Origin of the sequence: Pseudomonas oryzihabitans, from assembly GCF_007665395.1 — a bacterium.
GTDB classification, from domain to species: Bacteria; Pseudomonadota; Gammaproteobacteria; order Pseudomonadales; family Pseudomonadaceae; genus Chryseomonas; species Chryseomonas psychrotolerans_C.
In genome coordinates, this window is record NZ_VDND01000014.1 from 105699 (window position 1) to 130589 (window position 24891).

At 68.0% G+C, this 24891-nt stretch carries 22 protein-coding genes; 7 read left to right on the forward strand and 15 right to left on the reverse strand.

The window, feature by feature from the left end:
- Positions 1 to 89 precede the first annotated feature (89 nt).
- The 9 genes from hflC to FSV73_RS22850 form a co-directional block, all read right to left on the reverse strand.
- The gene (gene hflC, locus FSV73_RS22810) at positions 90 to 959 is read right to left on the reverse strand and encodes a protease modulator HflC (protein ID WP_017642910.1); all 870 of its coding nucleotides are present in this window, start codon (positions 957 to 959) and stop codon (positions 90 to 92) included.
- Complete coding sequence (hflK, locus tag FSV73_RS22815; RefSeq protein WP_145011931.1) at positions 959 to 2146, reverse strand: FtsH protease activity modulator HflK; 1188 nt, start codon at positions 2144 to 2146, stop codon at positions 959 to 961. The genes hflC and hflK overlap by 1 nt, the downstream gene beginning before the upstream one ends.
- A 98-nt stretch (positions 2147 to 2244) precedes the next feature.
- A complete protein-coding gene (hflX, locus tag FSV73_RS22820; RefSeq protein ID WP_145011934.1) occupies positions 2245 to 3549 on the reverse strand; it encodes a ribosome rescue GTPase HflX in 1305 nt (434 codons plus the stop codon).
- A 20-nt stretch (positions 3550 to 3569) separates the two neighbouring features.
- Positions 3570 to 3815, reverse strand: a complete 246-nt coding sequence (gene hfq / locus FSV73_RS22825) for an RNA chaperone Hfq (RefSeq protein ID WP_059231646.1) — start codon at positions 3813 to 3815, stop codon at positions 3570 to 3572.
- 87 nt (positions 3816 to 3902) lie between these two features.
- Positions 3903 to 4883 carry a tRNA (adenosine(37)-N6)-dimethylallyltransferase MiaA gene (miaA, locus tag FSV73_RS22830; RefSeq protein ID WP_145011937.1) on the reverse strand — a complete coding sequence of 327 codons (981 nt, stop codon included), beginning with the start codon at positions 4881 to 4883 and terminating at the stop codon, positions 3903 to 3905.
- 42 nt (positions 4884 to 4925) lie between these two features.
- Positions 4926 to 6821, reverse strand: coding sequence for a DNA mismatch repair endonuclease MutL (gene mutL, locus FSV73_RS22835; RefSeq protein WP_145011941.1), 1896 nt, complete (start codon positions 6819 to 6821; stop codon positions 4926 to 4928).
- A complete protein-coding gene (locus FSV73_RS22840; protein WP_145011944.1) occupies positions 6814 to 8244 on the reverse strand; it encodes an N-acetylmuramoyl-L-alanine amidase in 1431 nt (476 codons plus the stop codon). Before FSV73_RS22840 ends, mutL begins: the two co-directional genes overlap by 8 nt.
- 38 nt (positions 8245 to 8282) lie before the next feature.
- On the reverse strand, positions 8283 to 8744 hold the full coding sequence (tsaE, locus tag FSV73_RS22845; protein ID WP_145011947.1) for a tRNA (adenosine(37)-N6)-threonylcarbamoyltransferase complex ATPase subunit type 1 TsaE: 462 nt from the start codon (positions 8742 to 8744) through the stop codon (positions 8283 to 8285).
- Entirely contained in the window at positions 8732 to 10219 is a 1488-nt protein-coding gene (locus FSV73_RS22850; protein WP_145011949.1) for an NAD(P)H-hydrate dehydratase, read from the reverse strand. Before FSV73_RS22850 ends, tsaE begins: the two co-directional genes overlap by 13 nt.
- Before the next feature lie 62 nt (positions 10220 to 10281).
- Here FSV73_RS22850 and queG point away from each other — a divergent pair, with 62 nt between their 5' ends.
- Complete coding sequence (queG, locus tag FSV73_RS22855; RefSeq protein WP_145011952.1) at positions 10282 to 11346, forward strand: tRNA epoxyqueuosine(34) reductase QueG; 1065 nt, start codon at positions 10282 to 10284, stop codon at positions 11344 to 11346.
- Here queG and FSV73_RS22860 read toward each other — a convergent pair.
- The 3 genes from FSV73_RS22860 to FSV73_RS22870 are packed head-to-tail and all read right to left on the reverse strand — an operon-like array spanning position 11343 to position 13340.
- A complete protein-coding gene (locus tag FSV73_RS22860) occupies positions 11343 to 11957 on the reverse strand; it encodes a trimeric intracellular cation channel family protein (protein ID WP_145011955.1) in 615 nt (204 codons plus the stop codon). The two genes, queG and FSV73_RS22860, sit on opposite strands and share 4 nt — an antisense overlap.
- Positions 11958 to 11970: 13 nt before the next feature.
- Complete coding sequence (orn, locus tag FSV73_RS22865; protein WP_145011958.1) at positions 11971 to 12519, reverse strand: oligoribonuclease; 549 nt, start codon at positions 12517 to 12519, stop codon at positions 11971 to 11973.
- A gap of 50 nt (positions 12520 to 12569) precedes the next feature.
- The gene (locus tag FSV73_RS22870) at positions 12570 to 13340 is read right to left on the reverse strand and encodes a class I SAM-dependent methyltransferase (protein ID WP_145011961.1); all 771 of its coding nucleotides are present in this window, start codon (positions 13338 to 13340) and stop codon (positions 12570 to 12572) included.
- Between the two features lie 94 nt (positions 13341 to 13434).
- Between FSV73_RS22870 and rsgA the strand changes: the two genes are divergently transcribed.
- The gene (rsgA, locus tag FSV73_RS22875; protein ID WP_145011964.1) at positions 13435 to 14457 is read left to right on the forward strand and encodes a small ribosomal subunit biogenesis GTPase RsgA; all 1023 of its coding nucleotides are present in this window, start codon (positions 13435 to 13437) and stop codon (positions 14455 to 14457) included.
- A gap of 190 nt (positions 14458 to 14647) precedes the next feature.
- Here the strand turns inward: rsgA and FSV73_RS22880 are convergent, their stop codons facing one another.
- The 3 genes from FSV73_RS22880 to motA form a co-directional block, all read right to left on the reverse strand.
- A complete protein-coding gene (locus FSV73_RS22880) occupies positions 14648 to 15247 on the reverse strand; it encodes a nitroreductase family protein (protein ID WP_145011967.1) in 600 nt (199 codons plus the stop codon).
- A 162-nt stretch (positions 15248 to 15409) separates the two neighbouring features.
- A complete protein-coding gene (locus FSV73_RS22885; protein ID WP_145011970.1) occupies positions 15410 to 16600 on the reverse strand; it encodes a flagellar motor protein MotB in 1191 nt (396 codons plus the stop codon).
- Positions 16600 to 17451 carry a flagellar motor stator protein MotA gene (gene motA / locus FSV73_RS22890; RefSeq protein WP_145011973.1) on the reverse strand — a complete coding sequence of 284 codons (852 nt, stop codon included), beginning with the start codon at positions 17449 to 17451 and terminating at the stop codon, positions 16600 to 16602. Before motA ends, FSV73_RS22885 begins: the two co-directional genes overlap by 1 nt.
- A gap of 117 nt (positions 17452 to 17568) precedes the next feature.
- Here motA and FSV73_RS22895 point away from each other — a divergent pair, with 117 nt between their 5' ends.
- The 5 genes from FSV73_RS22895 to FSV73_RS22915 all read left to right on the forward strand — a co-directional run bounded on the left by FSV73_RS22895 (position 17569) and on the right by FSV73_RS22915 (position 24818).
- A complete protein-coding gene (locus FSV73_RS22895; protein ID WP_145011976.1) occupies positions 17569 to 19086 on the forward strand; it encodes an HDOD domain-containing protein in 1518 nt (505 codons plus the stop codon).
- 59 nt (positions 19087 to 19145) lie between these two features.
- Complete coding sequence (locus tag FSV73_RS22900; protein ID WP_145011979.1) at positions 19146 to 19955, forward strand: rhodanese-like domain-containing protein; 810 nt, start codon at positions 19146 to 19148, stop codon at positions 19953 to 19955.
- Positions 19956 to 19971: 16 nt separating this feature from the next.
- A complete protein-coding gene (gene asd / locus FSV73_RS22905; RefSeq protein ID WP_145011982.1) occupies positions 19972 to 20880 on the forward strand; it encodes an archaetidylserine decarboxylase in 909 nt (302 codons plus the stop codon).
- Positions 20881 to 20947: 67 nt separating this feature from the next.
- The gene (locus tag FSV73_RS22910; RefSeq protein ID WP_145011985.1) at positions 20948 to 22708 is read left to right on the forward strand and encodes a molecular chaperone; all 1761 of its coding nucleotides are present in this window, start codon (positions 20948 to 20950) and stop codon (positions 22706 to 22708) included.
- Positions 22709 to 22748: 40 nt separating this feature from the next.
- Positions 22749 to 24818, forward strand: a complete 2070-nt coding sequence (locus tag FSV73_RS22915; protein ID WP_145011988.1) for a GGDEF/EAL domain-containing response regulator — start codon at positions 22749 to 22751, stop codon at positions 24816 to 24818.
- Positions 24819 to 24891 lie beyond the last annotated feature (73 nt).

The following is a 24891-nucleotide window of genomic DNA, read 5'->3' on the forward strand; positions in this document are numbered from 1 at the left end:
GATGGCCCCGGCTGATTCATGATAACACGAAAAAATCGGCGATCGGGGATGAACGACGAGTGAAGCCTAGCTGCCGTTCATCCCGCCCCTCACTGCCCCGGACTCTGGAAATACTTGAAGAAATCGCTCTTCGGATCCAGCACCAGGACGTCGCTCTTGCTGGAGAAGCTGGAGCGATAGGCCTGCAGGCTGCGATAGAAGGAGAAGAACGACGGATTCTTCGAGTAGGCCTGGGAATAGACCTGGGCCGCCTGGGCGTCACCTTCACCCCGGGCCTGCTCGGCCTGGCGATAGGCTTCGGCCAGCAGCACCCGGCGCTGACGATCGGCGTCGGCACGGATGCCTTCGGCCAGCTCGCGACCCTTGGCGCGGTGCTCGCGGGCTTCCCGCTCCCGCTCGGTGCTCATCCGCTCGTAGACGCTGCGACTGACTTCCTTGGGCAGGTCGATGGCCTTGACGCGCACGTCCAGCACCTCGATACCCAGCTCCTGGTTGGCCATCTTGTTCAGCGCCGCGGTCAGCGAGCCGACCATGGCATCCCGCTCGCCGGACACCACCTCGTGCAGGGTACGGCGACCGAACTGGTCGCGCAGACCGGCTTCCAGGCGGCGCAGCAGGCGCTCGTCGGCGATCTGCTTGAGACCCGAGGTCGCGGTGTAGTAGCGATCGGCATTGAAGATGCGCCACTTGGCGTAGGCATCCACCATTACCGCTTTCTTTTCCAGCGTCAGGAAGCGCTGCGTCGGGGTGTCCAGCGTCTGCAGGCGGGCATCGAACTTGCGCACCCGGTTGACGTAGGGAATCTTGAAGTGCAGGCCGGGCTCCAGATTGGGCTCGACCACGCGACCGAAGCGCAGCATTACCGCACGCTCGGTCTCCTTCACCACGAACAGACTGCTCCAGGCGGCGAGGCCCAGGACGACCACGACGATCAGCGCGGCCAGCGATTTATTGCTCATCAGCGGCTCTCCCTCGTACGCGCTTCGGTGGACTGCGGCAGATTGCGAATGACCGAAGCGGCCGTGTCGCTCGACGCCGCGGGGGCAGCGCCACTGCTGATCGCCGAGGTCGGCGCCGGGGCACGGTTCTGCATCAGCTTGTCGAGCGGCAGATAGAGCAGGTTCTGGCCGGCCTGGGTGGTCACCATGACCTTGCTCGACTGGCCGAGCACTTCCTGCATCGTCTCGATGTACAGACGCTCGCGGGTCAGCTGCGGATTGACCGCGTACTGGACCGCCAGCTGGCTGAAGCGCGAGGCATCACCCTGGGCCCGGGCAACGACCTCGTCACGGTAGCCATTGGCTTCCTCGATGATGCGCTGGGCGGCACCGCGGGCCTCGGGAATCACCCCGTTGGCATAGGCTTCGGCCTGGTTCTTCTCGCGCTGCTCGTCTTCGCGGGCGCGGATGACGTCGTCGAAGGCTTCCTGGACCTCGCGCGGAGCCGAGGCACTCTGGATGTTCACCTGGGTCACGGTGATGCCGGTACCGTAGGTGTCGAGGAAGCGCTGCAGCCGTTCGCGGACGCTGGTGGCGACCTGCTCGCGGCCGTCGGTCAGCAGCTGGTCCATGGTCGAGGAGCCGGCCACGTGGCGCAAGGCGCTGTCGGTCGCCTGCTGCAGGCTGACCTCCGGCTGGTCCACGTTGAGGACAAAGTCCTTGAGGTTGGTGATGCGGTACTGGACGGTCAGTGGCACCTCGACGATGTTCTCGTCCTGGGTCAGCATGGCGCCCTGCTTGCTGTAGGCCCGCTCGCGGGTGACGTTTTCCTGGTACTTGGTCTCGAAGGGCGGGAAGTAGATGTTCAGGCCGGGCCCTACCGTCTCATGGTATTTGCCCAGGCGCAGCACCACCGCCTGTTCCTGCTCGTCGACGACGTAGACGGCGTTGTACAGCCACAGCGCACCGACCAGCAGCACGCCGAGCAGCAGCAGACCCTTGCCACCCCCCGAACCGAGACTGTCGCCGCCGCTGCCGCCGGACCGCTTCTTGCCACCAACCAGGCGGTTGATGCGGTCCTGAAACTTACGCAAGGCTTCGTCGAGATCCGGCGGCCCCTTGCGTCCACCATTGCCGCCGCCGTTGTTGTTGCGGCCGCCCCAGGGGTCTTGATTGTTCGAGTTGCCACCGGGCTCGTTCCAAGCCATAGCGCTCTCCCTACTGATAACGCGAAAACGCGCCGAAATGGCGCGTCGACCAATGCTACCGGATGGTCCCTGCCCGGACAAAAGCGCCGAGCAGGGGTTTATTGCAAAACATGTTGCTGGATAAAGACTTCCGGCTCTTCACCGGCCCGGCTGAGCAGTCGATTGAGTTCGGCGCGGGGTACTCGTACAGACAACAGGATATTGCCTTCGTCATCGTGATCGTCCTGCTGCACCACCCCTAGCTCGAACAGCTGGGCGCGCAGCCGGGCGTGGCGCTGCGGCAGGCGCAACACCCCGACGAAGAGGTCTTCGCCGAGCAGCTCCGCCACCGCCTGGCCGATCAGGTCGAGCCCCTTGCCTTCACGAGCCGAGACCCAGACCCGGATCGGACGGCCGCTCTCGTCGTCGCGCTGGATGTGCGGTTCGACGCCTTCGAGCAGGTCGATCTTGTTGTAGATCTCCAGCATCGGCAGCTCATCGGCGCCGATCTCGTGCAGCACCGCCTCGACCTGCTCGATCTGCAGCTGCCGATCTTCTTCATGGGCATCGATCACGTGCAGCAGCAGATCGGAGTTGCTGGATTCCTCCAGCGTCGCGCGGAAGGCCTCGACCAGCTTGTGCGGCAGGTGGCGGATAAAGCCCACGGTATCGGCCAGCACGATCGGTCCCAGGTCCGGCAGCTGCAAGCGGCGCAAGGTAGGATCCAGGGTCGCGAACAGCTGATCCGCCGCATAGACGCCGGAGGCGGTGAGGCTGTTGAACAGGGTGGACTTGCCGGCGTTGGTATAGCCGACCAGGGAGACCGCGGGGATCTCGGCGCGACGGCGGCCGCGGCGCGCCTGTTCGCGCTGGCTCAGCACCTTGTCCAGGCGCTGGCGGATCTGGCGGATACGAATCCGCAGCAGACGGCGGTCGGTTTCCAGCTGGGTTTCACCCGGGCCGCGCAGGCCGATACCGCCCTTCTGGCGCTCGAGGTGGGTCCAGCCGCGGACCAGCCGGGTGCTCATGTGCTCGAGCTGGGCGAGCTCCACCTGCAGCTTGCCCTCGTGGGTACGGGCGCGCTGGGCGAAGATGTCGAGAATGAGGCCGGTACGGTCCAGGACGCGGCACTCGAAGGCTTTTTCGAGATTGCGTTCCTGGCTGGGCGTGAGGTCATGGTTGAAGATGACCAGGTCGGCGCCTTTGGCGTGCACCTGATCGTGCAGCTCTTCGACCTTGCCGGTACCGATGAGAAAACGCGCGGTCGGCTGGCTGCGATTCACCGTGATGAAGGCCACGGTCTCCGCACCCGCCGACCGCGCGAGTTCGAGAAACTCCTGAGGATCTTCACGCGCCTCCGGATGCAGGCCTTCCAGATGGACCAGAATGGCCCGCTCACCACCTTCGTGACGCTCGAAGAACAACAGGGCGCTCCTCTCGTTATTTATTCGCTATCCGACTCACCGGTCTCGGAGCTGGGCAGGCGCACCGGGCGGCTGGGCACCACGGTGGAGATCGCATGCTTGTAGACCATCTGGCTGACGGTGTTCTTGAGCAGGATCACGAACTGGTCGAAGGACTCGATCTGACCCTGCAGCTTGATGCCGTTGACGAGATAAATGGAAACCGGAACGCGCTCTTTACGCAGGGTGTTCAGGTAAGGGTCTTGTAGCGAGTGCCCTTTTGACATCGTGTCGCTCTCCTAAAGAAATGAAAATACCGGTCTGGCGACATGCCAGCTTCCGCTGCCCACCATGGACACGCGGACAAAAACGATTCAGCTGCGGGGCGATATGGAGTCGCCGGCGAGGCATTTCAAGATCCGCGGCAGATTGTCACAAGCCAAGCTGTCGAACGTCTGCGCGGCGGGCCAGCCACGCAACCAGGTCAACTGCCGCTTCGCCAACTGCCGCGTGGCCGCCACGCCACGCGCCACCATCTCTTCCCGCGTGCATTCCCCTTCCAGGAATTCCCAGACCTGACGATAGCCTACGGATCGCATGGACGGCAGGCCAGGATGCAGATCGGGACGCTCCCGCAAGGCTGAGACTTCGTCGATCAGACCCTGTTCCAGCATGAGCTCGAAGCGCTCGGCGATCCGCGCATGGAGCACCTCACGCCGGCCGGGTGCCAGGATCAATTGGGCGACAGTATAGGGCAATTGTGTCTGGGGCGCCCCGTTCGAATCGGCAGTGGCACGCATTTGCAGCGCGCGATGCTCGGTCATCGAGCGACCGCTGACGCGAAACACCTCGAGGGCCCGCAACAGCCGCTGGGGATCGTTGGGGTGGATGCGCGCCGCGGACACCGGATCGACCTCGGCCAGTTGCCGATGGATCTCGCCCCAGCCGGCGACCGCGGCCTGGGCCTCGATCTCGGCGCGTACCGCCGGATCAGCGCCGGGCATGTCGGCCAGGCCGTCGAGCAGGGCCTTGAAGTAGAGCATGGTGCCGCCGACCAGCAGGGGAATGCGCCCGGCGGCGGTGATCTCGGCCATGGCCGCCAGGGCATCGGTACGGAAGTCGGCCGCGGAATAGCTTTCCGCCGGATCGCGGATGTCCACCAGCCGGTGCGGATAGGCCGCCAGCAGCGCGGCGCTGGGCTTGGCGGTGCCGATGTCCATGCCGCGATAGACCAGCGCCGAATCCACGCTGATCAGCTCGATGGGCAGTAGCCGGGCCAGCTCGATGGCGAGATCGGTCTTGCCGGAGGCGGTCGGCCCCATGAGGAAGATGGCGGGCGGCAGGGGGGTGGTCATGCGGGATTCTCGAAGGGCGCCGCGCAGGACGCGGCGGGGCGGTCAGCGGCCGCGCAGGAAGAGTTTGTCCAGGTCGTCCAGGCTGAGCTGGGCCCAGGTCGGACGGCCGTGGTTGCACTGGCCGCTGCGCTCGGTGGTTTCCATGTCGCGCAGCAAGGCATTCATCTCCGGCAGCGTCAGCCGCCGGTTGGCGCGGACCGAGCCGTGGCAGGCCATGGTGCCGAGCAATTCGTTGAGGTGCGCCTGGATGCGGTCGCTGGTGCCGTATTCCAGCAGGTCGGCGAGCACGTCCTGCACCAGCCGGGCGGCCTGGGCCTGCTTGAGCAGCGCCGGGATCTGGCGGATCGCCAGGGTCTCGGGGCCGAGGCGCTGCAGCTCGAAGCCGAGGCGTTCGAACCACTGACCGTGCTCTTCGGCGCAATCGGCCTCGCGCTCGCTGACCGCCAGGGACTCGGGCACCAGCAGCGGCTGGCCGCGCAGGCCTTCGCTGGCCATGGCCACCTTGAGCCGCTCGTAGGTGATGCGCTCGTGGGCGGCGTGCATGTCCACCAGGATCAGCCCCTGGGCGTTCTCGGCGAGGATGTAGATGCCCTTGAGCTGGGCCAGGGCATAGCCCAGCGGCGGCACGTCGCCCTGCTCCGCCGGCAGCGGAGCGCTGGCAGCACCCTCCGGCAGCGGGGCGAAGAACGCCTGGTAGGCGCTCTGGACCTCGGCCACGAGCGCCCCGGCATAGGGCTGCGGCGCCGGACTGTAGCGCGCGCCAGCCGAGCCACCGCCACTGGCGAGGGGCTGGGCGGGCGGCGCGGGGCTGTCGTGCAGCACGGCGGCGGCCAGGCGCATCTCGCCCTGGGGACCGAACTCACCGGCGGCGGGGCCGCTCAGCGGTGCCGGGGCGGTGGGCGCCACCACGGCGAGCTGGTCGTCCGGGCGGATGTCGCCCAGCGCCCGGTGCAGGGTGCCGTAGAGGAAGTCGTGGACCTGGCGACTGTCGCGGAAACGCACCTCGTGCTTGGTGGGGTGGACGTTGACGTCCACCGTCGCCGGATCCACTTCGAGGAACAGCACGAAGGCCGGGTAACGGCCGTTGTAGAGGACGTCGCGATAGGCCTGGCGCACGGCATGGGCGACCAGCTTGTCGCGCACCATGCGGCCGTTGACGTAGAAGTACTGCAGGTCGGCCTGGCCGCGCGAGAAGGTCGGCAGGCCCACCCAACCCCAGAGGCGCAGGCCGCCGCGCTCGATGTCCAGCGGCAGCGCCTGCTCGAGGAAGGCCGGCCCGCAGACCGCGCCGACCCGACGCCCCTGGCTCTGCGGATCGCCGGCCGGGTGCAGGGCGAGCACGCTCTTGCCGTTGTGTCTGAGGTGGAAGCCCACGTCGAAGCGCGCCAGCGCCAGGCGCCGCACCACTTCCTGCAGGTGATCGAATTCGGTCTTTTCGGCGCGCAGGAACTTGCGCCGCGCCGGGGTATTGAAGAAGAGGTCACGCACCTCCACCGAGGTGCCCTGGGGATGGGCGGCGGGCTGCACCCGCGGCTGCATCTCGCGGCCTTCGGTCTCCACCTGCCAGGCCTGGTCTTCGCCCAGGTGGCGGGAGGTCAGGGTGAGGCGCGACACCGAGCTGACCGAGGCCAGGGCTTCGCCGCGAAACCCCAGGCTGGCGACGCTTTCCAGCTCGTCCAGGTGGTAGATCTTGCTGGTGGCATGGCGCGCCAGGGCCAGGTGCAGGTCATCCGCCGGGATGCCGTGGCCGTCGTCGCGTACCCGCAGCAGCTTGATCCCGCCCTGCTCCACCTCGACGTCGATGCGCCGGGCACCGGCATCCAGGCTGTTCTCCAGCAGCTCCTTAGCCACCGAGGCGGGGCGTTCGACCACCTCGCCGGCGGCGATCTGGTTGGACAGCCGCGGACTGAGCAGCTGGATGCGCCGGGGTTCAGTCATTGCTGGCCGCCAGTTCGTGGGTGGGGATGGTCAGCACCTGACCGGAACGGATGCGATTGCCGCGCAGCCCATTGGCGGCGCGCAGGGTGGACAGGTCGACATCATAGCGCCGGGCGATCAGGCTCAGGCTTTCGCCGGGCTGCACGCGGTGCTGGTCGACGCCGCGCACCACTCCGACCTTGTCGCCGCGTTGCTCGCGCTGCCAGGCCAGGTAGGTACCCGGCGGCGGACGATGCTGGAAGTACTGCACGATGCCCGACTGGATCTGCCGGGCGAGCAGGCCCTGGTGCGCGGGACTGGCGAGCTTGGCCGATTCGTTGGCGTTGGTGATGAAGCCGGTCTCCACCAGGATCGAGGGGATGTCCGGCGACTTCAGCACCATGAACCCGGCCTGCTCCACCCGCGAGTGGAGCAGCTTGGTGGCGCGCCCGACCTGGCTGAGGATGGTCTGGCCGACTTCCAGGCTGGAGGCCACGGTGGCGGTCATGGACAGGTCCATGAGCACCCCGGCGAGCATCGGGTCCTTGTTGTCCAGGGCATCGGAGACGCCGCCGACCTGGTCGGAGCGGTTTTCCGAATCGGCCAGCCAGCGCGCCGCCTCGGAGGTGGCGCCGCGCTGGGACAGGGCGAAGACGGTGACGCCCTCGGCGCTGGCGCTGGGCGCCGAATCGGCATGGATGGAGATGAACAGGTCTGCGCCCTTCTTGCGGGCGATGACCTGCCGCTGGCGCAGCGGGATGAAGTAGTCACTGGTGCGCGTCAGCTCGGCGCGAAAGCCCTTCTGCCGGTTGAGATTGGCCTGCAGCTGCCGGGCGATGGCCAGCACCACGTTCTTCTCGTACAGCCGACCACGGCCGATGGCACCGGGGTCTTCCCCGCCGTGGCCCGGGTCGATCACCACCACCACGTCGCGCTTGCCGCTGGGTCCGGCCGGCAGACGGGTGGCCGGTTGGGCCGGGGTCACCGGGGTCGCCGGCAGGTTGGGCGTGACGGTGGCCGGGATGTCACTGGTGGCCGGATCGGTACCCTGGTCGTAGAGATCGACCACCAGGCGGTTGCCGTACTCCTTGTTGGGCGCCAGGGTGAAGCTCTTGGGCGTCAGGGCGCCCTTGGTGTCCAGCACCAGGCGCACCTCGCCCGGCGAGCGCTGGGCCGCCCGCAGGCCGGTGATGGGGGTGTTGCGCAGCGGCTTCTCGTTCAGCCCGCCGTCGAGCTGCGCGCCGGACAGGTCGATGACGATGCGGTCCGGGGCGCTGAGGGTGAAGACGCTGGCCTTGACCGGGCCGGTGAGATCGAACACCAGCCGGGTATTGTCGGGTGCGCGCCAGACGCGCATGCCCTTGATCTGGGTGGCGGCCAGCAGCTGACTGCTGAGGATCAACAACAACAGGCCGAGTCCCGACCTGAGAAAACGCTTGCGCATGCCTGCGACCGTATAGCTGGAGAACGGGGATCGGCGTCCTAGGACGCGAGGGCGGCGCACCAGGCCTCGCCATGAGCCCCCTGGCTGACCAGGCGGAGATCACGGCCGTCGGCGCGTGGCGTAATGGTAATGTCCAGGTCCGGCTTTGGCAAAAAGCCCTGGCCACGTTCGGGCCATTCCACCAGGCACAAGGCTTCGGGTGTGAAGTAGTCGCGAATCCCCATGAATTCCAGCTCTTCCGGATCGGCCAGGCGATAGAGATCGAAGTGGTAGACCGCGCCGCTGGCCAATTCATAGGGCTCGACCAGGGTGAAGGTGGGGCTCTTGACCGCCCCGGCATGGCCGAGGCCGCGCAGGATGCCGCGCGACAGGGTGGTCTTGCCGGCGCCCAGGTCGCCGTGCAGGTAGAGCACACCGCGACCGCCGCTGGCCCGGGCCAGGCGGGCTCCCAGGGCATACATGGCGGCTTCGTCGGCGGCGTGCAGGGTCAGTTCAGGCATGGCTGGAGTTCCTCGAGCAACTGGCGGGCGACCAGGGGCAGATCGCTGGCGGCCAGGCCGCGGCCCTGGCGACCCAGCTCGGCGCCGGCCCGACCGTGCAGCCAGGCGCCCAGGCAGGCGGCCTCGAAGGGTGGCAGCCCCTGCCCCAGCAGGGCCGCGATGATACCGGTGAGGATGTCCCCCAGGCCACCGGTGGCCATCGCCGGATGGCCCTCGCCACACAGCGCCATGCGTCCGTCCGGATGGGCGATCAGGGTACCGAAGCCCTTGAGCAGGGCCACGCCGCCATAGCGCCGGGCCAGTTCGCGAGCGCTGCCGGGGCGATCGGCCTCGATCTCCTTGATCGACCGGCCGAGCAGCCGCGCCGCCTCGCCCGGGTGCGGCGTCATCACCCAGGGCCCGCGCGGCGCCTCGACCACCCCGGCGGCCAGGAGATTGAGCGCATCGGCGTCCCACACCTGGGCCACGTCCAGCGTCGCGGCGGCGCTGGCCAGCGCCTTGCCCCAGGCGCCCTGCCCCAGCCCGGGTCCGACGGCCAGCACATCGGCTTTCTTGGCCAGTTCGAGCACGGCGAAGCTGGAATGCACCCCGGCGACCATGACCTCGGGCCGCCGCGCCAGTACCGCAGTGACATTGGACGGCCGGGTCGCCAGGCTGAGCATGCCGGCGCCGCAGCGCAGCGCCGCTTCGCTGGTCATGATGGCCGCGCCACCGGTGCCCTCGTCGCCGCCGATCACCAGCAGGTGACCGAATTGGCCCTTGTGCGCATTCAGCGGGCGCACCGCCAGCCGTGGCAGGTTGCCGGGCGCCAGCCGCTGCGCGGTGGCGTGGGCGGGATTCTGCGGCTCCTCCATCAGCGGCTCGAACACCAGGCTGCCGACGTGATCCGGGCCCTTGCCGGTGAACAGGCCGAGCTTGAGGCCGATGAAGGTGATGGTCAGGTCGGCGCGCACCAGGGCTCCCGCTGCCGCCCCGGTGTCGGCGTCCAGCCCGGACGGGATATCGATGGCCACCACCGGCAGCTCGCTGACGTTGATCCGCTCGATGGCCGCGGCGTAGGGCTCGCGCGCCGCACCCTTGAGCCCGGTGCCGAGCAGGGCATCGATCAGCACCCCGGCCAGTGGCGCGTCCGTACGCCAGGGCTGGATATCCACACCGGCGGCCAGGGCCTCGGCATGGGCCAGGGCGGCATCGCCGCTGAGACCGCTTGGATCGGCCAGGTACCAGACGCGCGCCTGCCAGCCGGCCTTGCGCGCCAAGGCGGCGACCAGATAGCCATCCCCGGCGTTGTTGCCGCCCCCGGCCAGCACGCAGAGGGCACCGGCATGGGGCCAGCCATGACGCAGCGAGCGCCAGGCCGCAGCGGCGGCGCGGCGCATCAACTCGAGACCGGGCAGACCGCCGGCGATCAGTTGGGCATCGAGATCCCGCACCTGCTGGGCGCTGTAGAGCTGGAACGGCAGTTCGTCGTGCATGCTGGGAAAGCCTCCGGAGTCTGGCAAAATAGGCGGCCCTCCTGCCACGCGCCTTCCTGTCGATGTCCGCTGTCGCCCTCGATCTCGCCGCCCTGGCCGACCTCATCAAGACCTGGGGTCGGGAACTGGGCTTTCAGCAGACCGGCATCGCCGGCCTGGATCTGGCACGTCACGAGGAACATCTGGAGCGCTGGCTGGCCGCCGGTTTCCATGGCGAGATGGACTATATGGCCGCGCACGGAACCAAACGTTCGCGACCGGCCGAACTGGTACCCGGCACCCTCCGGGTGATTTCCCTGCGCATGGATTACCTGCCCGGCGATACCCGCATGAGCGAACGCCTGGCCGACGGCAGTGCCGCCTATGTCTCGCGCTACGCCCTGGGCCGCGACTACCACAAGCTGATCCGCAAGCGCCTGCAGCAGCTGGCGGAGCGCATCCAGGCCGAGATCGGGCCGCTCGGCTATCGCGCCTTCGTCGACAGCGCGCCGGTACTGGAAAAGGCCATCGCCGAACAGGCCGGCCTGGGCTGGATCGGCAAGAACACCCTGGTGCTCAATCGCAAGGCCGGCAGTTGGTTCTTCCTCGGCGAACTCTTCGTCGACGTGCCCCTGCCGGTGGACGAACCCACCTCGCGCGACCACTGCGGCACCTGCCGGGCCTGCCTGGACATCTGCCCGACCCAGGCTTTCGTCGGCCCTTATCAGCTGGATGCCCGCCGCTGCATCTCCTACCTGACCATCGAATTCAAGGGCAGCATTCCGCTGGAGCTGCGCCCGCTGATCGGCAACCGGGTGTTCGGCTGTGACGACTGTCAGCTGGTCTGCCCCTGGAACCGCTTCGCCAAGCCCAGTGCCGAAGGGGACTTCCAGCCGCGCCACCGGCTGGACAGCGCCAGCCTGGCCGAGCTCTTCCGCTGGACCGAAGCCGAGTTTCTCAGCCGCACCGAGGGCTCGCCGCTGCGCCGCGCCGGCTACGAGCGCTGGCTGCGCAACCTGGCGGTCGGCCTGGGCAATGCACCGACCAGCATCCCCGTGGTGGAGGCGCTGCGGTTGCAGCGCGAGCACCCCTCGCCGCTGGTGCGCGAGCACGTCGACTGGGCGCTGGAGCGGCATGGCGAGCGCTAGTGGGGCTCGTCGTCGTACCTGAAGGTCGGCATCTGCCAGTTGAATCTCAGCGCCAGCAGGCGGAGCAGCAGCCCGGCACTGAGGGTGATGAGCAGCGCCTGTTCCTCGCTCAGCCACTGGCGGCAGAGCAGGTAGCAGCCGGCGGACAGCACCGCCACGCTGGCGTAGAGCTCGCGCCTGAGGATCAGGGGGACGTCGTTGCAGAGGATGTCGCGCAGGATGCCGCCGCAGGTGCCGGTGAGGGTACCGCTGACGATGACGATGACCGGACTCAGGCCCATCTCCAGCGCCACCTGGCAGCCGATCACGGTGAAGGCCACCAGGCCCAGGGCGTCGAGCACCAGGAACAGCTGGCGCAGATGCCGCATGACCCGGGCGATGGCCACGGTGGCGAGGCCCGCACCCACGGTGAGCGCCAGGTACTCGGGATGCCTGACCCAACCGAGCGGGTAGTGCCCGAGCAGGACGTCGCGCACCGAGCCGCCGCCCAGGGCGGTGACGCTGGCGATCAGCGCCACGCCGAACAGGTCCATGCCGCGCCGCCCGGCGGACAGCGCGCCGGTCATGGCCTCGGCGGTGATGGCCACCAGGTAGAGGATGGACAGCAGCACGGCGGCGAGGCCGTCAGAGCTTGATGAAGTGCTCGCGGTAGTGGCGCAGCTCGGCGATGGAATCGCGGATGTCGTCCAGCGCCAGGTGGCTGCCGCTCTTCTTCACGCCATCGCGGACGTGGGGCGCCCAGCGCGCGGCCAGTTCCTTGAGGGTGGAGACGTCCAGGTTGCGGTAGTGGAAGTAGGCTTCCAGCTCCGGCATGCGGCGATAGAGGAAGCGACGATCCTGGCAGATGCTGTTGCCGCAGATCGGCGACTTGCCCTTGGGCACCCAGTCACGCAGGAACTCCAGGGTCAGCGCCTCGGCCTGGGCGGTGTCGACGGTGCTCTCGCGCACCCGCTGGGTCAGCCCCGAGCCGCCGTGCTGGCGGGTGTTCCACTCGTCCATGCCGGCCAGGATCTCGTCCGACTGGTGGATGGCCAGCACCGGGCCCTCGGCCAGGACATTCAGATCGCTGTCGGTGACGATGGTGGCCATCTCGATGATCACGTCCCGATCCGGATCCAGGCCGGTCATTTCCAGGTCGATCCAGATCAGGTGCTGCGGATTGGGGGTGGGCATGGTGAACTCCTTGATGATGGCACCAGTGTAGCAGCGCGCCTGCCGCGCACCTACCGGCGCCAGAGCAGCAGCCGGCTGCCGCGCAGGTCACCCACCTCCAGCACCCGATCCGCCGGCTGGTCGGGAATCTCGAAGGTATTGCTGATCAGCCAGCTGCCGGGACGCAGTTCCTGTCGCGCCTTCTCGCCCAGGCGCGGCATGGGCGCCGGCGAGAGAAAGCAGTAGACGACCTCGAACTCGCCCAGCTCCACCCGCCAGAGGTCGCGATAGCGCACCTGGCAGTTGCGCCTGGGCAGGCAGCGCAGCCAGGCCAGGGCGAAGCTCAGCGGCGCCGTCTCCACGCCGACGAAACTGGCCTGTGGAAAGCGCCGGGAGAGGTCGACCAGGGTATCGCCCAGGCCGCAACCCAGGTCGACGAAGCGAAAGGTCGGCTCGCGTTCGGCGAGCAGTTCGGCCAGCCGCTCGCGGGTCTGACGTCCGGTGAGATAGAGCGGCACCCGCTCGCGCAGGCTGTTCCAGTTCAGCAGCAGGAGCAGCAGGAAGCCCAGCGCGGCGATACCCGCCGAGAGGCCACGCCCGCTGACCAGGTAGAGCGCCGGGGCGAACAGCAGGTTGATGAACACCCACCAGCGCGCCAGCCCGAGCACCTCGCCCAGCAGGGCCGCCAGCACCGCCTGCAGGCAGACCAGCGCCAGCAGCGACGGACGCTGGCCGGCGAAGCTGGCCCACAGCCGCAGGCCGACGACGGCGACCACCAGGGCGGCCAACTGCACCAGGACGGCTAGCAGCAGGGGATAGCGCGAGGCGAGATGGGCCAGCATGGGGGCTCCAGGGCGACGAGGTGCGCCAAGTTTAGGTAATCCGTCGCGAGCGGCCAATGCTAGACTCCTCGCCCCTGAAACCCGCGGACATCCCATGGCCAAACGCCACCTGACCCGTCGCCAGAGCTGGCGGATCGAGAAAATCCAGACCGAGCGCGCCGCCCGCGCGGAAAAGCGCGAGTCGAAGCTGATCGAGGAGCTCGAGGGCGGCGATCTGGGACCCGAGCAACAGGGTCAGGTGATCGCCCACTTCGGCGTCCAGGTCGAGGTGGAGGATGGCGACGGCCAGCTGCAGCGCTGCCACCTGCGTGCCAACCTGCCGACCCTGGTCACCGGTGACCGGGTGGTGTTCCGGGCCGGCGTCCAGGGCAATGGCGTCATCGTCGCCCAGTTGCCGCGACGCTCGGAGATCTGCCGGCCGGACATGCGCGGCCAGCTCAAGCCGGTGGCGGCCAACGTCGACCGCCTGGTGATCGTCTTCGCCCCGCTGCCCACGCCCCACGCCAACCTCATCGACCGCTACCTGGTGGCCGCCGAACACGCCGGTATCCAGCCGCTGCTGCTGCTCAACAAGGCCGACCTGATCGACGAGCACAACGGCCCGGCACTGGACGACTTGCTGGGCATCTACCGCGAGCTGGACTATCCGCTGCTGGAGGTCTCGGCCCACAACGGACTGAGCATGGACCAGCTCAAGAGTGCCCTGGACGAGCACGTGAGTGTCTTCGTGGGGCAATCGGGGGTGGGCAAGTCGTCGCTGGTCAATGCCCTGCTACCGGGCGTCGATACGCGCGTCGGTCCGCTGTCCGAGCTGACCAACAAGGGTACCCACACCACCACCACCGCCCGTCTCTTCCATTTTCCCGACGGTGGCGATCTGATCGACTCGCCCGGCATCCGCGAATTCGGCCTGAGCCATGTGAGTCGCGACGACGTCGAGGCGGGTTTCAAGGAATTCGGCGACTTCATCGGCCACTGCCGCTTCCGCGACTGCCAGCACGAACGCGAGCCCGGTTGCGCCCTGCTCGCCGCCCTGGAGCGGGGTGACATCCATCCGCAGCGGATGGCCAGCTATAGGCACATCCTGGCGAGCCTGGAAGGCGAGTCGCGCTACTAAGAGCCTGTTAAAAGGCTGCTGCGCGTCGGCCAAACAGCGTTGGCAAGACCTTCGGAATGCTCATTTACCTTTTGTAAACTCCGCTTCCTCAGGTCTTTCCGCCTTGTTTGGCTCTAGCTCGCAAGCCTTTTAGCAGGCTCTAAAGAAAACGCCGGGCAAGCCCGGCGTTTTCTTTATCAGTCGAGAACGGTCAGCCGAAGACCCGGAAGCGCTCGGCGTCGTCCATGAAGGCCTTCTCGGGGAAGTCACCCTCGTTGGAGCCGAACGGCATCTGGGCGCGCAGGTGCCAGGTCTCCGGCAATTTCCACTCGGCGGCGGCCAGGGCGTCGGGCAGCGGATTGTAGTGCTGCAGGCTGGCGCCGATGCCGGCGTTGGCCAGGGCCGTCCACACCGAGAACTGGGCGATGCCGCTGGCCTGCTCCGACCAGATCGGGAAGTTGTCGGCGTAGGCCGGATACTGGTCCTGCAGCGCGGAGACCACGTGGCGGTCCTCGTAGAACAGCACGGTGCCCGCGCCGGCGGCGAAGCTGTTGATCTTGCCTTCGGTGGGCGCGAAGGATTCGGCCGGCACGATCTGCCGCAGCGCCTGCATGACGAAGCCCCAGAACTTGTCGCTCTCGGCGCCGAACAGGATCACCGCGCGCGAGCTCTGGGAGTTGAAGGCGGAGGGCGATAGCTTGACCGCCTCCTGGATCAGCGTGGTGACCTGGTCCTGCGGCAGCGGCAGGTTCTTGCCCAGCGCATACTGGCTGCGACGGCGCTTGATGGTGTCGATAAAGGCGTTGCTCATCGGAAGGCTCCTGCAGAGGGTCGGAGATCGAGAGACCGCGCGCCAGGGCGCAAGGTGCCCGATCCTTCGTGAAACCTCTGCAGCTTAACCAGCCACGCTGGCGCCAACGGACGAAAAAACCGAACGCTGACAGCGAATTTTCCTATCGATCCAGGCGGCCGCTCAGGGCTTGCCCTGGATGACGCCGGCGTCGAAGGCGTTGATCTGCTGCTTGAAGGCCGCGTTGTTGATGGGTTGCGCCAGGTTGCCGGTGGCGGAAACGCCACCACTGGACACCCCGCCACGACTGGCTCCCGGCGCGTCCTTGGCCGCCGGACTCGGCGCCTGGCTGCTCCCGGCCCGCCCTTCGATGGCCTGCTGCGCCTTCTTGGTCAGCACGATGATATCGATGCGCCGGTTGACCGGATTGAGCGGATGGTCGCGGTCGAAGGGCGCCGAGGAGGCATAGCCGACGATACGTGCCACCTGGTCTTCCGGATAACCCCCGGCGACCAGCGCTCGGCGCGCCGCGTTGGCCCGGCCGGCGGACAGCTCCCAGTTGCTGAAGTCGCCCTTGCCGTTGTAGCGCGCCGCATCGGTGTGGCCGCTGATGCTGATCTTGTTCGGCACCTGGCGGATGGTGTCGGCCATGGCCAGCAGGATGTCCTCGAAATAGGACTTCAGCCGCGGACTGCCGGAATCGAACATTGGCCGGTTGTCGGCATCGACGATCTGGATGCGCAGGCCGTCCTGGGTGATCTCCAGCAGGATCTGGTCCTTGAACTTCTGCAGCTCCGGATTCTGCTCGATCTTGTTCTGCAGTTCCTGCAGCAGCAGTTGCAGCCGCTCCTTGTCGACCTGCTCGGCGATCTTTTCCGCCTGGCTGGCGTCCATCTTCTGCGCCTGGCTGGCATCGGTCTTCGACGCCGCCTGGCTCTGGTCTTTCTGCTGCTGCGCGGTATCGTTGGGCTGGCGCTTCTCGGAAGGATCCAGCGCCTGGGTCGGATCGGGCGCCACGCGGTTGGATTCGTTGGGGTCGGCGCGCTCCTGCATGTCCGGGTTGACCTTGTTCTGGGTCGAGTCCGGCTGCGCCTGGATCTCTGGGTTCAGGGTGCGGTCGGGCGCTGGCGTCGGAGTGCCGCCCAGGTCGATGACATAGGGACTGGCGCTTTCGGTGAAGCCGATCGGGTCCTGGAAGTAGCCGGCGATGGCCTTCTTCTGCTCCGGGGTGGCCGAGGACATCAGCCAGAGCACCAGGAAGAACGCCATCATGGCGGTGGCGAAGTCGGCGAAGGCGATCTTCCAGGCGCCGCCGTGGTGGCCGGCGGCGCTCTTCTTGACGCGCTTGACGATGATCGGCTGGTTGTTGTCCATCAGCTGCCCCGCATCGCCTGCTCGAGTTCACTGAAGGACGGCCGGTGCGCGGGGAACAGCACCTTGCGGCCGAACTCCACGGCGACGGTGGGCGGCATGCCGCTGGCGGCGGCCACCAGGCAGGCCTTGATGGCCTCCAGCACGTTGAGTTCTTCCTTGGCGTCGTGCTCCAGGCAGGTGGCCAGCGGACCGAAGAAGCCATAGGCCGCGAGAATACCGAGGAAGGTCCCCACCAGGGCTGCGCCGACGTGGCCACCGATGGCCGCCTGGTCGCCCTCGCCGAGCATGCCCATGGTGATCACGATCCCCAGCACCGCGGCGACGATGCCGAAGCCGGGCAGGCCGTCGGCGACCCGCGATACGGCATGGGAGGGGTGCTCCAGCTCTTCCTTGATGCCCGCCAGCTCCATGTCGAACAGGCCCTCCAGCTCGTGGGGCGCCATGTTGCCGGAGGACATCAGCCGCAGGTAGTCGGCGATGTAGGCGGTCATCTGCTCATCCTTGAGGATGTTCGGGTACTTGCTGAAGATCGGGCTGGCCTTGGGATCCTCCACGTCCGCCTCGATGGACATCATGCCCTCGCGCCGGCTCTTGTTGAGGATCTCGTAGAGCAGCTTGAGCACGTCCATGTAGAAGGCGTGGGTAAAGCGGTTGCCGAACATCTTCAGCGACTTCTTGAACACCTGCATGAAGGTGCTGCCCGGGTTGGCCTGTAGGAAGGCCCCCAGCGCCGCGCCGCCGATGATCAGCACCTCGAGCGGCTGGATGATCGCCGCGATCTTGCCATGCGCGAGGATGTAGCCGCCGAGGACAGCCGCGAATATCACGATGATGCCGATGATTTTTGCCATGGTTGGGAATACTGTGTGCTAAGGAAAATTGAGCCGGGGATCTACCCTCACGCCCCCTTTATCGGACCCGGCGCCCCGGACTGAAGGCCTTTCATCAAATTTCAAGGCGACCGCCGTATGTCCAGCCGCCCGAATACCGTCGAAGACTGGGTCAAACACCTGGAAGGCGTGCGTCTGCCGGTGGCGACCGCCACCGCGGATCGCCTGCGCCGCGCCCTGGCCGATGGCCGCCTGGCGTTGCATGAGATCGCCGAAAGACTCTGCGAGTCACCTCCGTTGGCGCTGGCCCTGCTGCGCGAGGCCAACCGTGGCCATGCCAGCCTCGGCGACCCCGCCGCCAGCCTCGAAGCCGTGCTCGGGCGGGTCGGCCTCGGCCCGGCGGAATACTTGATCGCCCGCCAGCCCAGCCTGCCGGAAGAGCGCCTGCCACGACCGCTGCGGCAGCTATGCCTGGTCAGCCAGCACGCCATGACCCTCGGCCTGGGCCTGTTCGGCGTGCCCCTGGCGCGCCTGTGGCCGGACATCCGCCTGGCCGCCCTGCTCTTTCTGGCGCCGCTCTGGCCGCTGGTGACGCGCTATCCGGAACTCTTCGAGGAGTGGGAACGCCGCGTGCTGGGCGAAGGCGAACCGGCGCTGCAGGTCGAGCGCGAATTGCTCGGTGTACCGGCCGTCCGCCTGTGCCAGGCACTGGCCCGCCACTGGCAATTGCCCGACTGGATCGTCGAAGGCTATCGCCTACTGGACCAGGATCGCCGCCAGTTGGTCAAGGCGCTGCACATCGCCCATGGCGAAGATCCCCTCGAGCAGCAGCAGCGACTCGACCAGGATCCCCACCTGCGGCGCTGGCTGACCCATCCCAGCAACACCATCCTGCTGGCCAACGGCCTGGCGCTGGCCAGTCACCATGCCTGGGACGGCCCCCACACCCTGCGCTGGCAACGCCTGAGTGCCCTCTATCTGCAGCTGCCGCTGGCGCGGGTGCAGGGTCGCAGCCACGAACTCGCGGTGCAGGACGCCCAGCGCCATGCCCGGCCGGGTCTCTGGCACCCCGCCGAGGGGCTGCTCTGGCCGCCGGGCGAACGGCGCCTGCAGCCAGTGCCGCGGGTGCAGGTCGCGAGCCAGAGCCAGGCGCAACGCTGGCGCGGCCTCTGCGAGCAGCTGCTGCACACGCCCAGCGCCTTCGCCACCCTGCCCCAGCTGTTCGACTGCGCCCGCCAGGCGCTGGTGGCCTGCGGCTTGCCCCGCCTGCTGCTGCTTACCCCCGATCGCAACGGCCAGCAGGGCAATGTGCAGTTGCAGCATGGCCTGGAGGACGCCCCCGGCCTGCAGCTGGACATCGCCAGCCAGCCGCTGCTGGCCAAGCTGTTCGGCAGTCCCGGGCAACTGCGCATCGATGCCGGCAACCGGGCGCGTTTCGCGCCGCACCTGCCCGCCGACCTGCGCCGGCTGTTCGCCAACGAACGGCTCTGGTTCCGCAGCCTCGGCTTCGGCGAGCGGGTGGTCCTGCTGGCGGTGCTGGACAGCGAGCTGGAGCCGGCGGACCCGCGGCGGACCGCGGCGCTGGACAAGACCTTCACCTGTATCGAGCGCGCCATCGGCAGCTTCGCCAATCGGCCGCGGGCACGGCCGACCTGACGCTGGGCCGCCAACCTCGGTACACTTCAGCTTTGCTACGGACCGACGGGAAATCCGCGATGCCCTTTTCCGCCCTGCCCCTGGTGATTGAGCCCGCCGATCTCGCGGCGCGTCTGGACGCGCCCGAGCTGATCCTGGTGGATCTCAGCAGCGCCGCCCACTACGCCGAAGGGCATCTGCCCGGCGCGCGCCACGTCGCGCCCGCCCGGACCCAGCTGGGCACCAAGCCGGCACCCGGACTGCTGCCCGCCCAGGCCGACCTGGAGCAGCTGTTCGGCGAACTGGGGCAACGCCCCGAGGCCGTCTACGTGGTCTATGACGACGAGGGCGGCGGCTGGGCCGGCCGCTTCATCTGGCTGCTGGACGTGATCGGCCATGGCCGCTATCACTACCTCAACGGCGGGCGCCAGGGCTGGATCGCCGCCGGCCTGCCGCTGGTGACCGACACGCCGGCGCCGGTGGGCGCCCCCGTCGCCCTGACCCTGCACGAGGAGCCCACCGCCACCCGCGCCTACCTGCAGAGCCGGCTGGGCGCCGAGGACCTGGCGATCTGGGATGCCCGCGGCGCCGATGAATATCGTGGCGAGAAGGTGCTGACCGCCCGCGGTGGCCATATCCCCGGCGCCATCAACTTCGAGTGGACCGCCGGCATGGACCGCGCGCGCCAGCTGCGCATCCGCGACGACCTCGCCGCCGAGCTCGAGCGCCTGGGCCTTACCCGCGACAAGGAAATCATCACCCACTGCCAGACCCATCACCGATCCGGCTTCACCTACCTCGCGGCCAAGGCCCTGGGCTACCCGCGAGTGAAAGCCTATGCCGGCTCCTGGGGCGAATGGGGCAACCACCCCGACACGCCCATCGAATGATCGCCAAGGACCTCCCATGAAACTGCAAGACCGACTGTTCATCCTGGCCCAGCACCTGCTGCCGCACCACCTGCTGTCGCGGATCGTCGGCGGCTTCGCCGAGTGCCGCGCGCCCTGGTTCAAGAACCTGCTGACCCACTGGTTCGTCCGTCACTACGACGTGGACATGCGCCAGGCCCAGGTGGAGGACCCCACCGCCTACGAGAACTTCAACGCCTTCTTCACCCGCGCCCTCAAGCCCGGCGCCCGCCCGCTGCCGGCCACGCCCGGCGTGGTGGTCAGCCCCAGCGATGGCGCCATCAGCCAGCTGGGACGCATCGAGCATGGCCGCATCTTCCAGGCCAAGGGCCACAGCTACAGCCTGCTGGAACTGCTCGGCGGCGACGGCCTGCGCGCCGCGCCCTTCATGGGCGGCAGCTTCGCCACCATCTACCTGTCGCCCAAGGACTACCACCGGGTGCACATGCCGCTCACCGGCACCCTCAAGGAAATGGTCTACGTGCCCGGGCGCATCTTCTCGGTCAACCAGCTCACCGCCGAGAACGTGCCGGAGCTGTTCGCCCGCAACGAGCGGGTAGTCTGCCTCTTCGACACCGCCGTGGGACCCATGGCGGTCATCCTGGTCGGCGCCATGATCGTCGCCAGCATCGAGACGGTCTGGGCCGGCCTGGTCACGCCACCCAAGCGTGAGCTCAAGACCTTCGCCTACGACGCGGCGGCGCGTGCGCCTATTACCCTGAACACCGGTGACGAGCTGGGGCGCTTCAAGCTGGGTTCCACCGCCATCGTGCTGTTCGGACCGGAAGCGGTGAACTGGTCCGCTGAACTCGGCGCCTTGTCGACCGTCAACATGGGGCAACTGCTCGGGGTTCCGACCACGCCGGCCCCCGTGACCACCGTTTCCGAGCCAGGGCCTCTCGCCTAGATGCGCGGTTCACTGCCCATCGAAACAGGAGTGCGTGCGGCGAATGGATAGCAAAAGGCCACAGCTCATGTTGCGGGTACCGACGCCCGATCAGCGCAGCCTGACGTTTTGTGACGCCACCCCGGCCGGCCTCAAGCGCTGGCTGGAGCAATTGCCACGGGCCAAGCTCGGCGAATTCGCCCGGCTGCTCTACCAGGGCCTGCTTGAAATCAACCGGCTGATCCTGACGCCCGAGGCACGGCTGCGCCTGCTCGAGGCCCTGCGGCCGGATGTGCAGCGGGTCTGCCAGCTGCTCGAGCGCCATGTGCTCAACCAGGCCATCGTGCTCGACGAGCGCTCGCGCAAGGTCGCCAATCTCTGCCAGGCGCTGCAGAACCTGCTGGCCGCGGGCTACAAGCTGATCGTGGTGGAGGAAAGCGAGCGCGGCGAACGCAGCACCCTGCTCGCCACCGCCATCCAGCGTGCCCTGCGCGCCCTGCTGGGGCCGCTGATCCGCGCGGCCCAGCTCTATACGCCGGTCCACGACAACCTCTGGCTGGAGCTGCACCAGCTCTATCGCCTGGCGGTGACCAGCGGCCTGCACAACCAGAAGATCCGCGACGAACTGCTGCCCGGCGACGGCAGCCAGACCATCACCCAGGCCTATGGCGCCGCCCTGCTGTTCGGCGCCGCCCGTTGCAACCAGCTGCGCCAGAGTCATATCGCCCAGCTGACCCTGCACCTGGACGACTGGGCCAACCTGATTCGCCTGCAAGGTCCCGAGCAGAACGGCACCCTGATGGTGGTGGCGCCACAGATCGACGCCCCGCCGCGCTATCGCTCGCTGCTGCGCGAAGCCAACCTCAACGGTCTTCTGGGTCTTGCGCCGCAACAACTGGTGCAGGCCATCGAGGACTACCTGGCGCTGGCCCCGGAACAGCGCGCCCGGGCGCGCCTGCCGGTGCATGGCGACCTCTCCCTGGACCTGCTGCAACACCTGGTCGGTGCCTGGGGCCAGGAAGCCGATCGTGCCTTCCAGCGCATGCCCGGCCAGGGCCAGGTCCAGGTCTGCATCGGCATGAGTGCCCTGCATTACCAGCTCGCCGGCGGCCAGGTGTTCGCCGACACCCTGCGCCTGTCGACGGTGGCGGTCCCCGAAACCTTCACGCCCAAGCCCAAGGAAGACGTCTGGTCGCTGGCTTTCGACGCCGAGACCCGGGCGCCGGATGCCCTGGACTGGAACGCCGAGGCGCTGGAAGAGATCCACTACGACAGCCTGCCCGGTGACGGCGAGGCGGCCAGTCCGGCCTTTCCGATTCATCTGGTGCAGGTGGTCAACCACAGTCCGGGTGGCTATTGCCTGAGCTGGAGCGGCGAGGTGCCCGAACAGCTGCAGGCTGGCGAATTGCTCGGCGTGCGCCTGCCGGAGGATCGCAACTGGGGCCCGGCCGTGGTGCGCTGGGTCCGCCAGGTGCCCGGCAGCGGCACCCAGATGGGGGTCGAACTGCTGGCACCCACCGCGCGCCCCTGTGGCCTGCAACTGCTGCGCAAGGCCGAACAGAACAGCCAGTACCTGCGCGCCCTGCTGCTGCCCGAGATCAAGGCCATCGACCAGGCCCCGACGCTGATCGCGCCGCGCCTGCCGTTCCAGGAAGGCAGCAAGGTGCAGATCAATCAGCAGGGGACCGAGCAGCGCGGCATGCTCGACCGGCGGCGCAGCATGACGGTCAGCTTCAGCGTCTTCGAGTATCACCTGCTGGAGCAGAGCGGCACGCCACCCAAGGGCGGTCCGGCCGGCGGCGGCGTACGCCAGGAAGAAGACTTTGACTCGCTGTGGAAGTCTCTGTAGCTTCCAGGGTTTGTCGTTATCGCCAGGGTGCGAGTAGACCATGGCTGCCGAACACAGCGCGATCCGCCTGTTGCTGCTCGAAGCATCGCAGAACGAGGCGGAACGTCTGGTAAGCCTGTTCCGCAATGCCGGACGGGCCGCGCGCGCCCAGCGCCTCGCCGATCCCGCCGGGCTGGACGAGCTGCTGTCCCAATCCTGGGACCTCGCCATCCTCGCCCCGCCCAGCTCGGACCTCGACAGCCACGCCGTCCTCCGCCAGCTGCGCCGCCAGGTGCCACACCTCGCCGTCATCCAGCGGGTCGCGCCGGACGATGCGAGCGCGGTGGTCGAGGCGCTGCGCCAAGGTGCCCGCGATGCCATCGCCTGCGACAACGACGACCACCTCCTGCTGGCCAGCCTGCGCGAACTCGGCAATCTCGCCGAACGCCGCGAGCGCCGCCGCCTGGAACAGGCCCTGGCCGAGGCCGAGCAGCGTTGCCAGCTGCTGCTGGCCAATGCCGTGGATGCGGTCGCCTATGTCCACGACGGCCTGCACATCCATGTCAATTCCGCCTATGTGCAGCTGCTGGGCTACCCGTCCGCCGAGGACCTGGAAATCACCCCGCTGATGGATCTCATCGCCCCGGCCGACCAGCCGGCGCTGCGCGATGCCTTCCGCCAGCTGCGCGACGCTCCCCATCCCCTGGAGCTGGATTGCCAGTGCGTCCGCCACGATGACCACCTCGTCGCGGTCCGTCTGCGCCTGACGCCGGCGATCTACCAGGACGAGCCCTGCGTGCAGCTGCACCTGCGCGAGGCCCGCGCCGTCCCCGAGGCCCTCGAGGAACAGCTGCGCGAGGTACGCTTCCAGGACATCCTGACCGGCCTGCTCAATCGCAGCCGCATGCTCGAACTGCTCGAGGATGCCCTGGAGCGCGCCCGGCTCGGGGCCCCGGCGAGCTTCGCCTACCTGAGCATAGATCGCTATCCGACGCTGCTGGCCGACCTGGGCATAGGCGCCATGGATGAGCTGCTGGTGGCCCTGGCGGAGCGGCTGCGCGAACACTTCGGCAGCCTGGTGACCCTGTCGCGCTTTGCCGACGACGCCTTCACCGCCCTGCTGCCCCAGGCGGCCGACGCCAGCCTCGACACCGCCTTCGAGCGGCTGCTCGGCCGGCAGGAACGCCAACCCCTGAGCCTGGCCGGCCGCAACCTGGCCATCAGCTATTCCATCGGCCTGGTCGGCCTGGATACCCACGTCAAGAGCGCCGGCGACCTGGTCGACCGGGCGCATCGCTCCGCCCGCCAGGTCGCCCAGCGCGGCGGCAACGCCTGCAAGCGCTACGACCCCGAGGAAGAACTGGCCGCCGCGGCCAATCGCGGCAACCTGGTGGCCATGGTCAAGCAGGCGCTGCAGCAGAACGGCTTCCGCCTGCTGTTCCAGCCGGTGATCGGATTGCGCGGCGGCAGCCACGAGTACTACGAGGCGCTCTTGCGGCTCATCAATCCCCAGGGTGAGGAAGTCTCGCCCGCGGAATTCGCCCGCACCGCCCGCGACAGCGGCCTGAGCGGCCAGATCGATCGCTGGGTGATCCACCAGGCGCTGCGCCAGCTCGGCGAGCATCGCGCGCGCGGCCATGGCACCCGGATCTTCGTGCACCTGTCGGGCGCGACCCTGGGCGACCTGGAACTGCTGCCCTGGCTGACCACCACCCTGCAGGCGCAGAGCCTGGACGCCGATGCGGTGATCTTCCAGCTGAGCGAAGAAGACCTGCTGGCCCAGCCGGAACAGGCCCTGGGCATGGTGCACCGGCTACGCCGCCAGGGCCATCCGGTCACTCTCAGTGGCTTCGCCGGAGGCCCCCAGCCGCTGGCCGCACTGCGCCTGCTGGTGCCGGACTACGTCAAGCTGTCCGGCTCGCTGATCAAGGATCTGGGGCAACCGGAACACCAGGAACGCCTCAAGGCCATGGTCGCCGAACTCAGCGCCCAGAACGTCCAGAGCATCGCGCCCTTCGTCGAGAGCGCCAGCGTCCTGGCCCAGCTCTGGCAGGTCGGGGTGCACTTCATCCAGGGCTACTACCTGCAGGAGCCCAGCCAGGCGATGGACTACGAATTCCAGGCGGAGTAGCGGCGGCCCGGATCAGCATTGGTTTATCGCGGCCATGGCGGCGATAGACCTTAGGTTGAGCTGAGACGGCTCC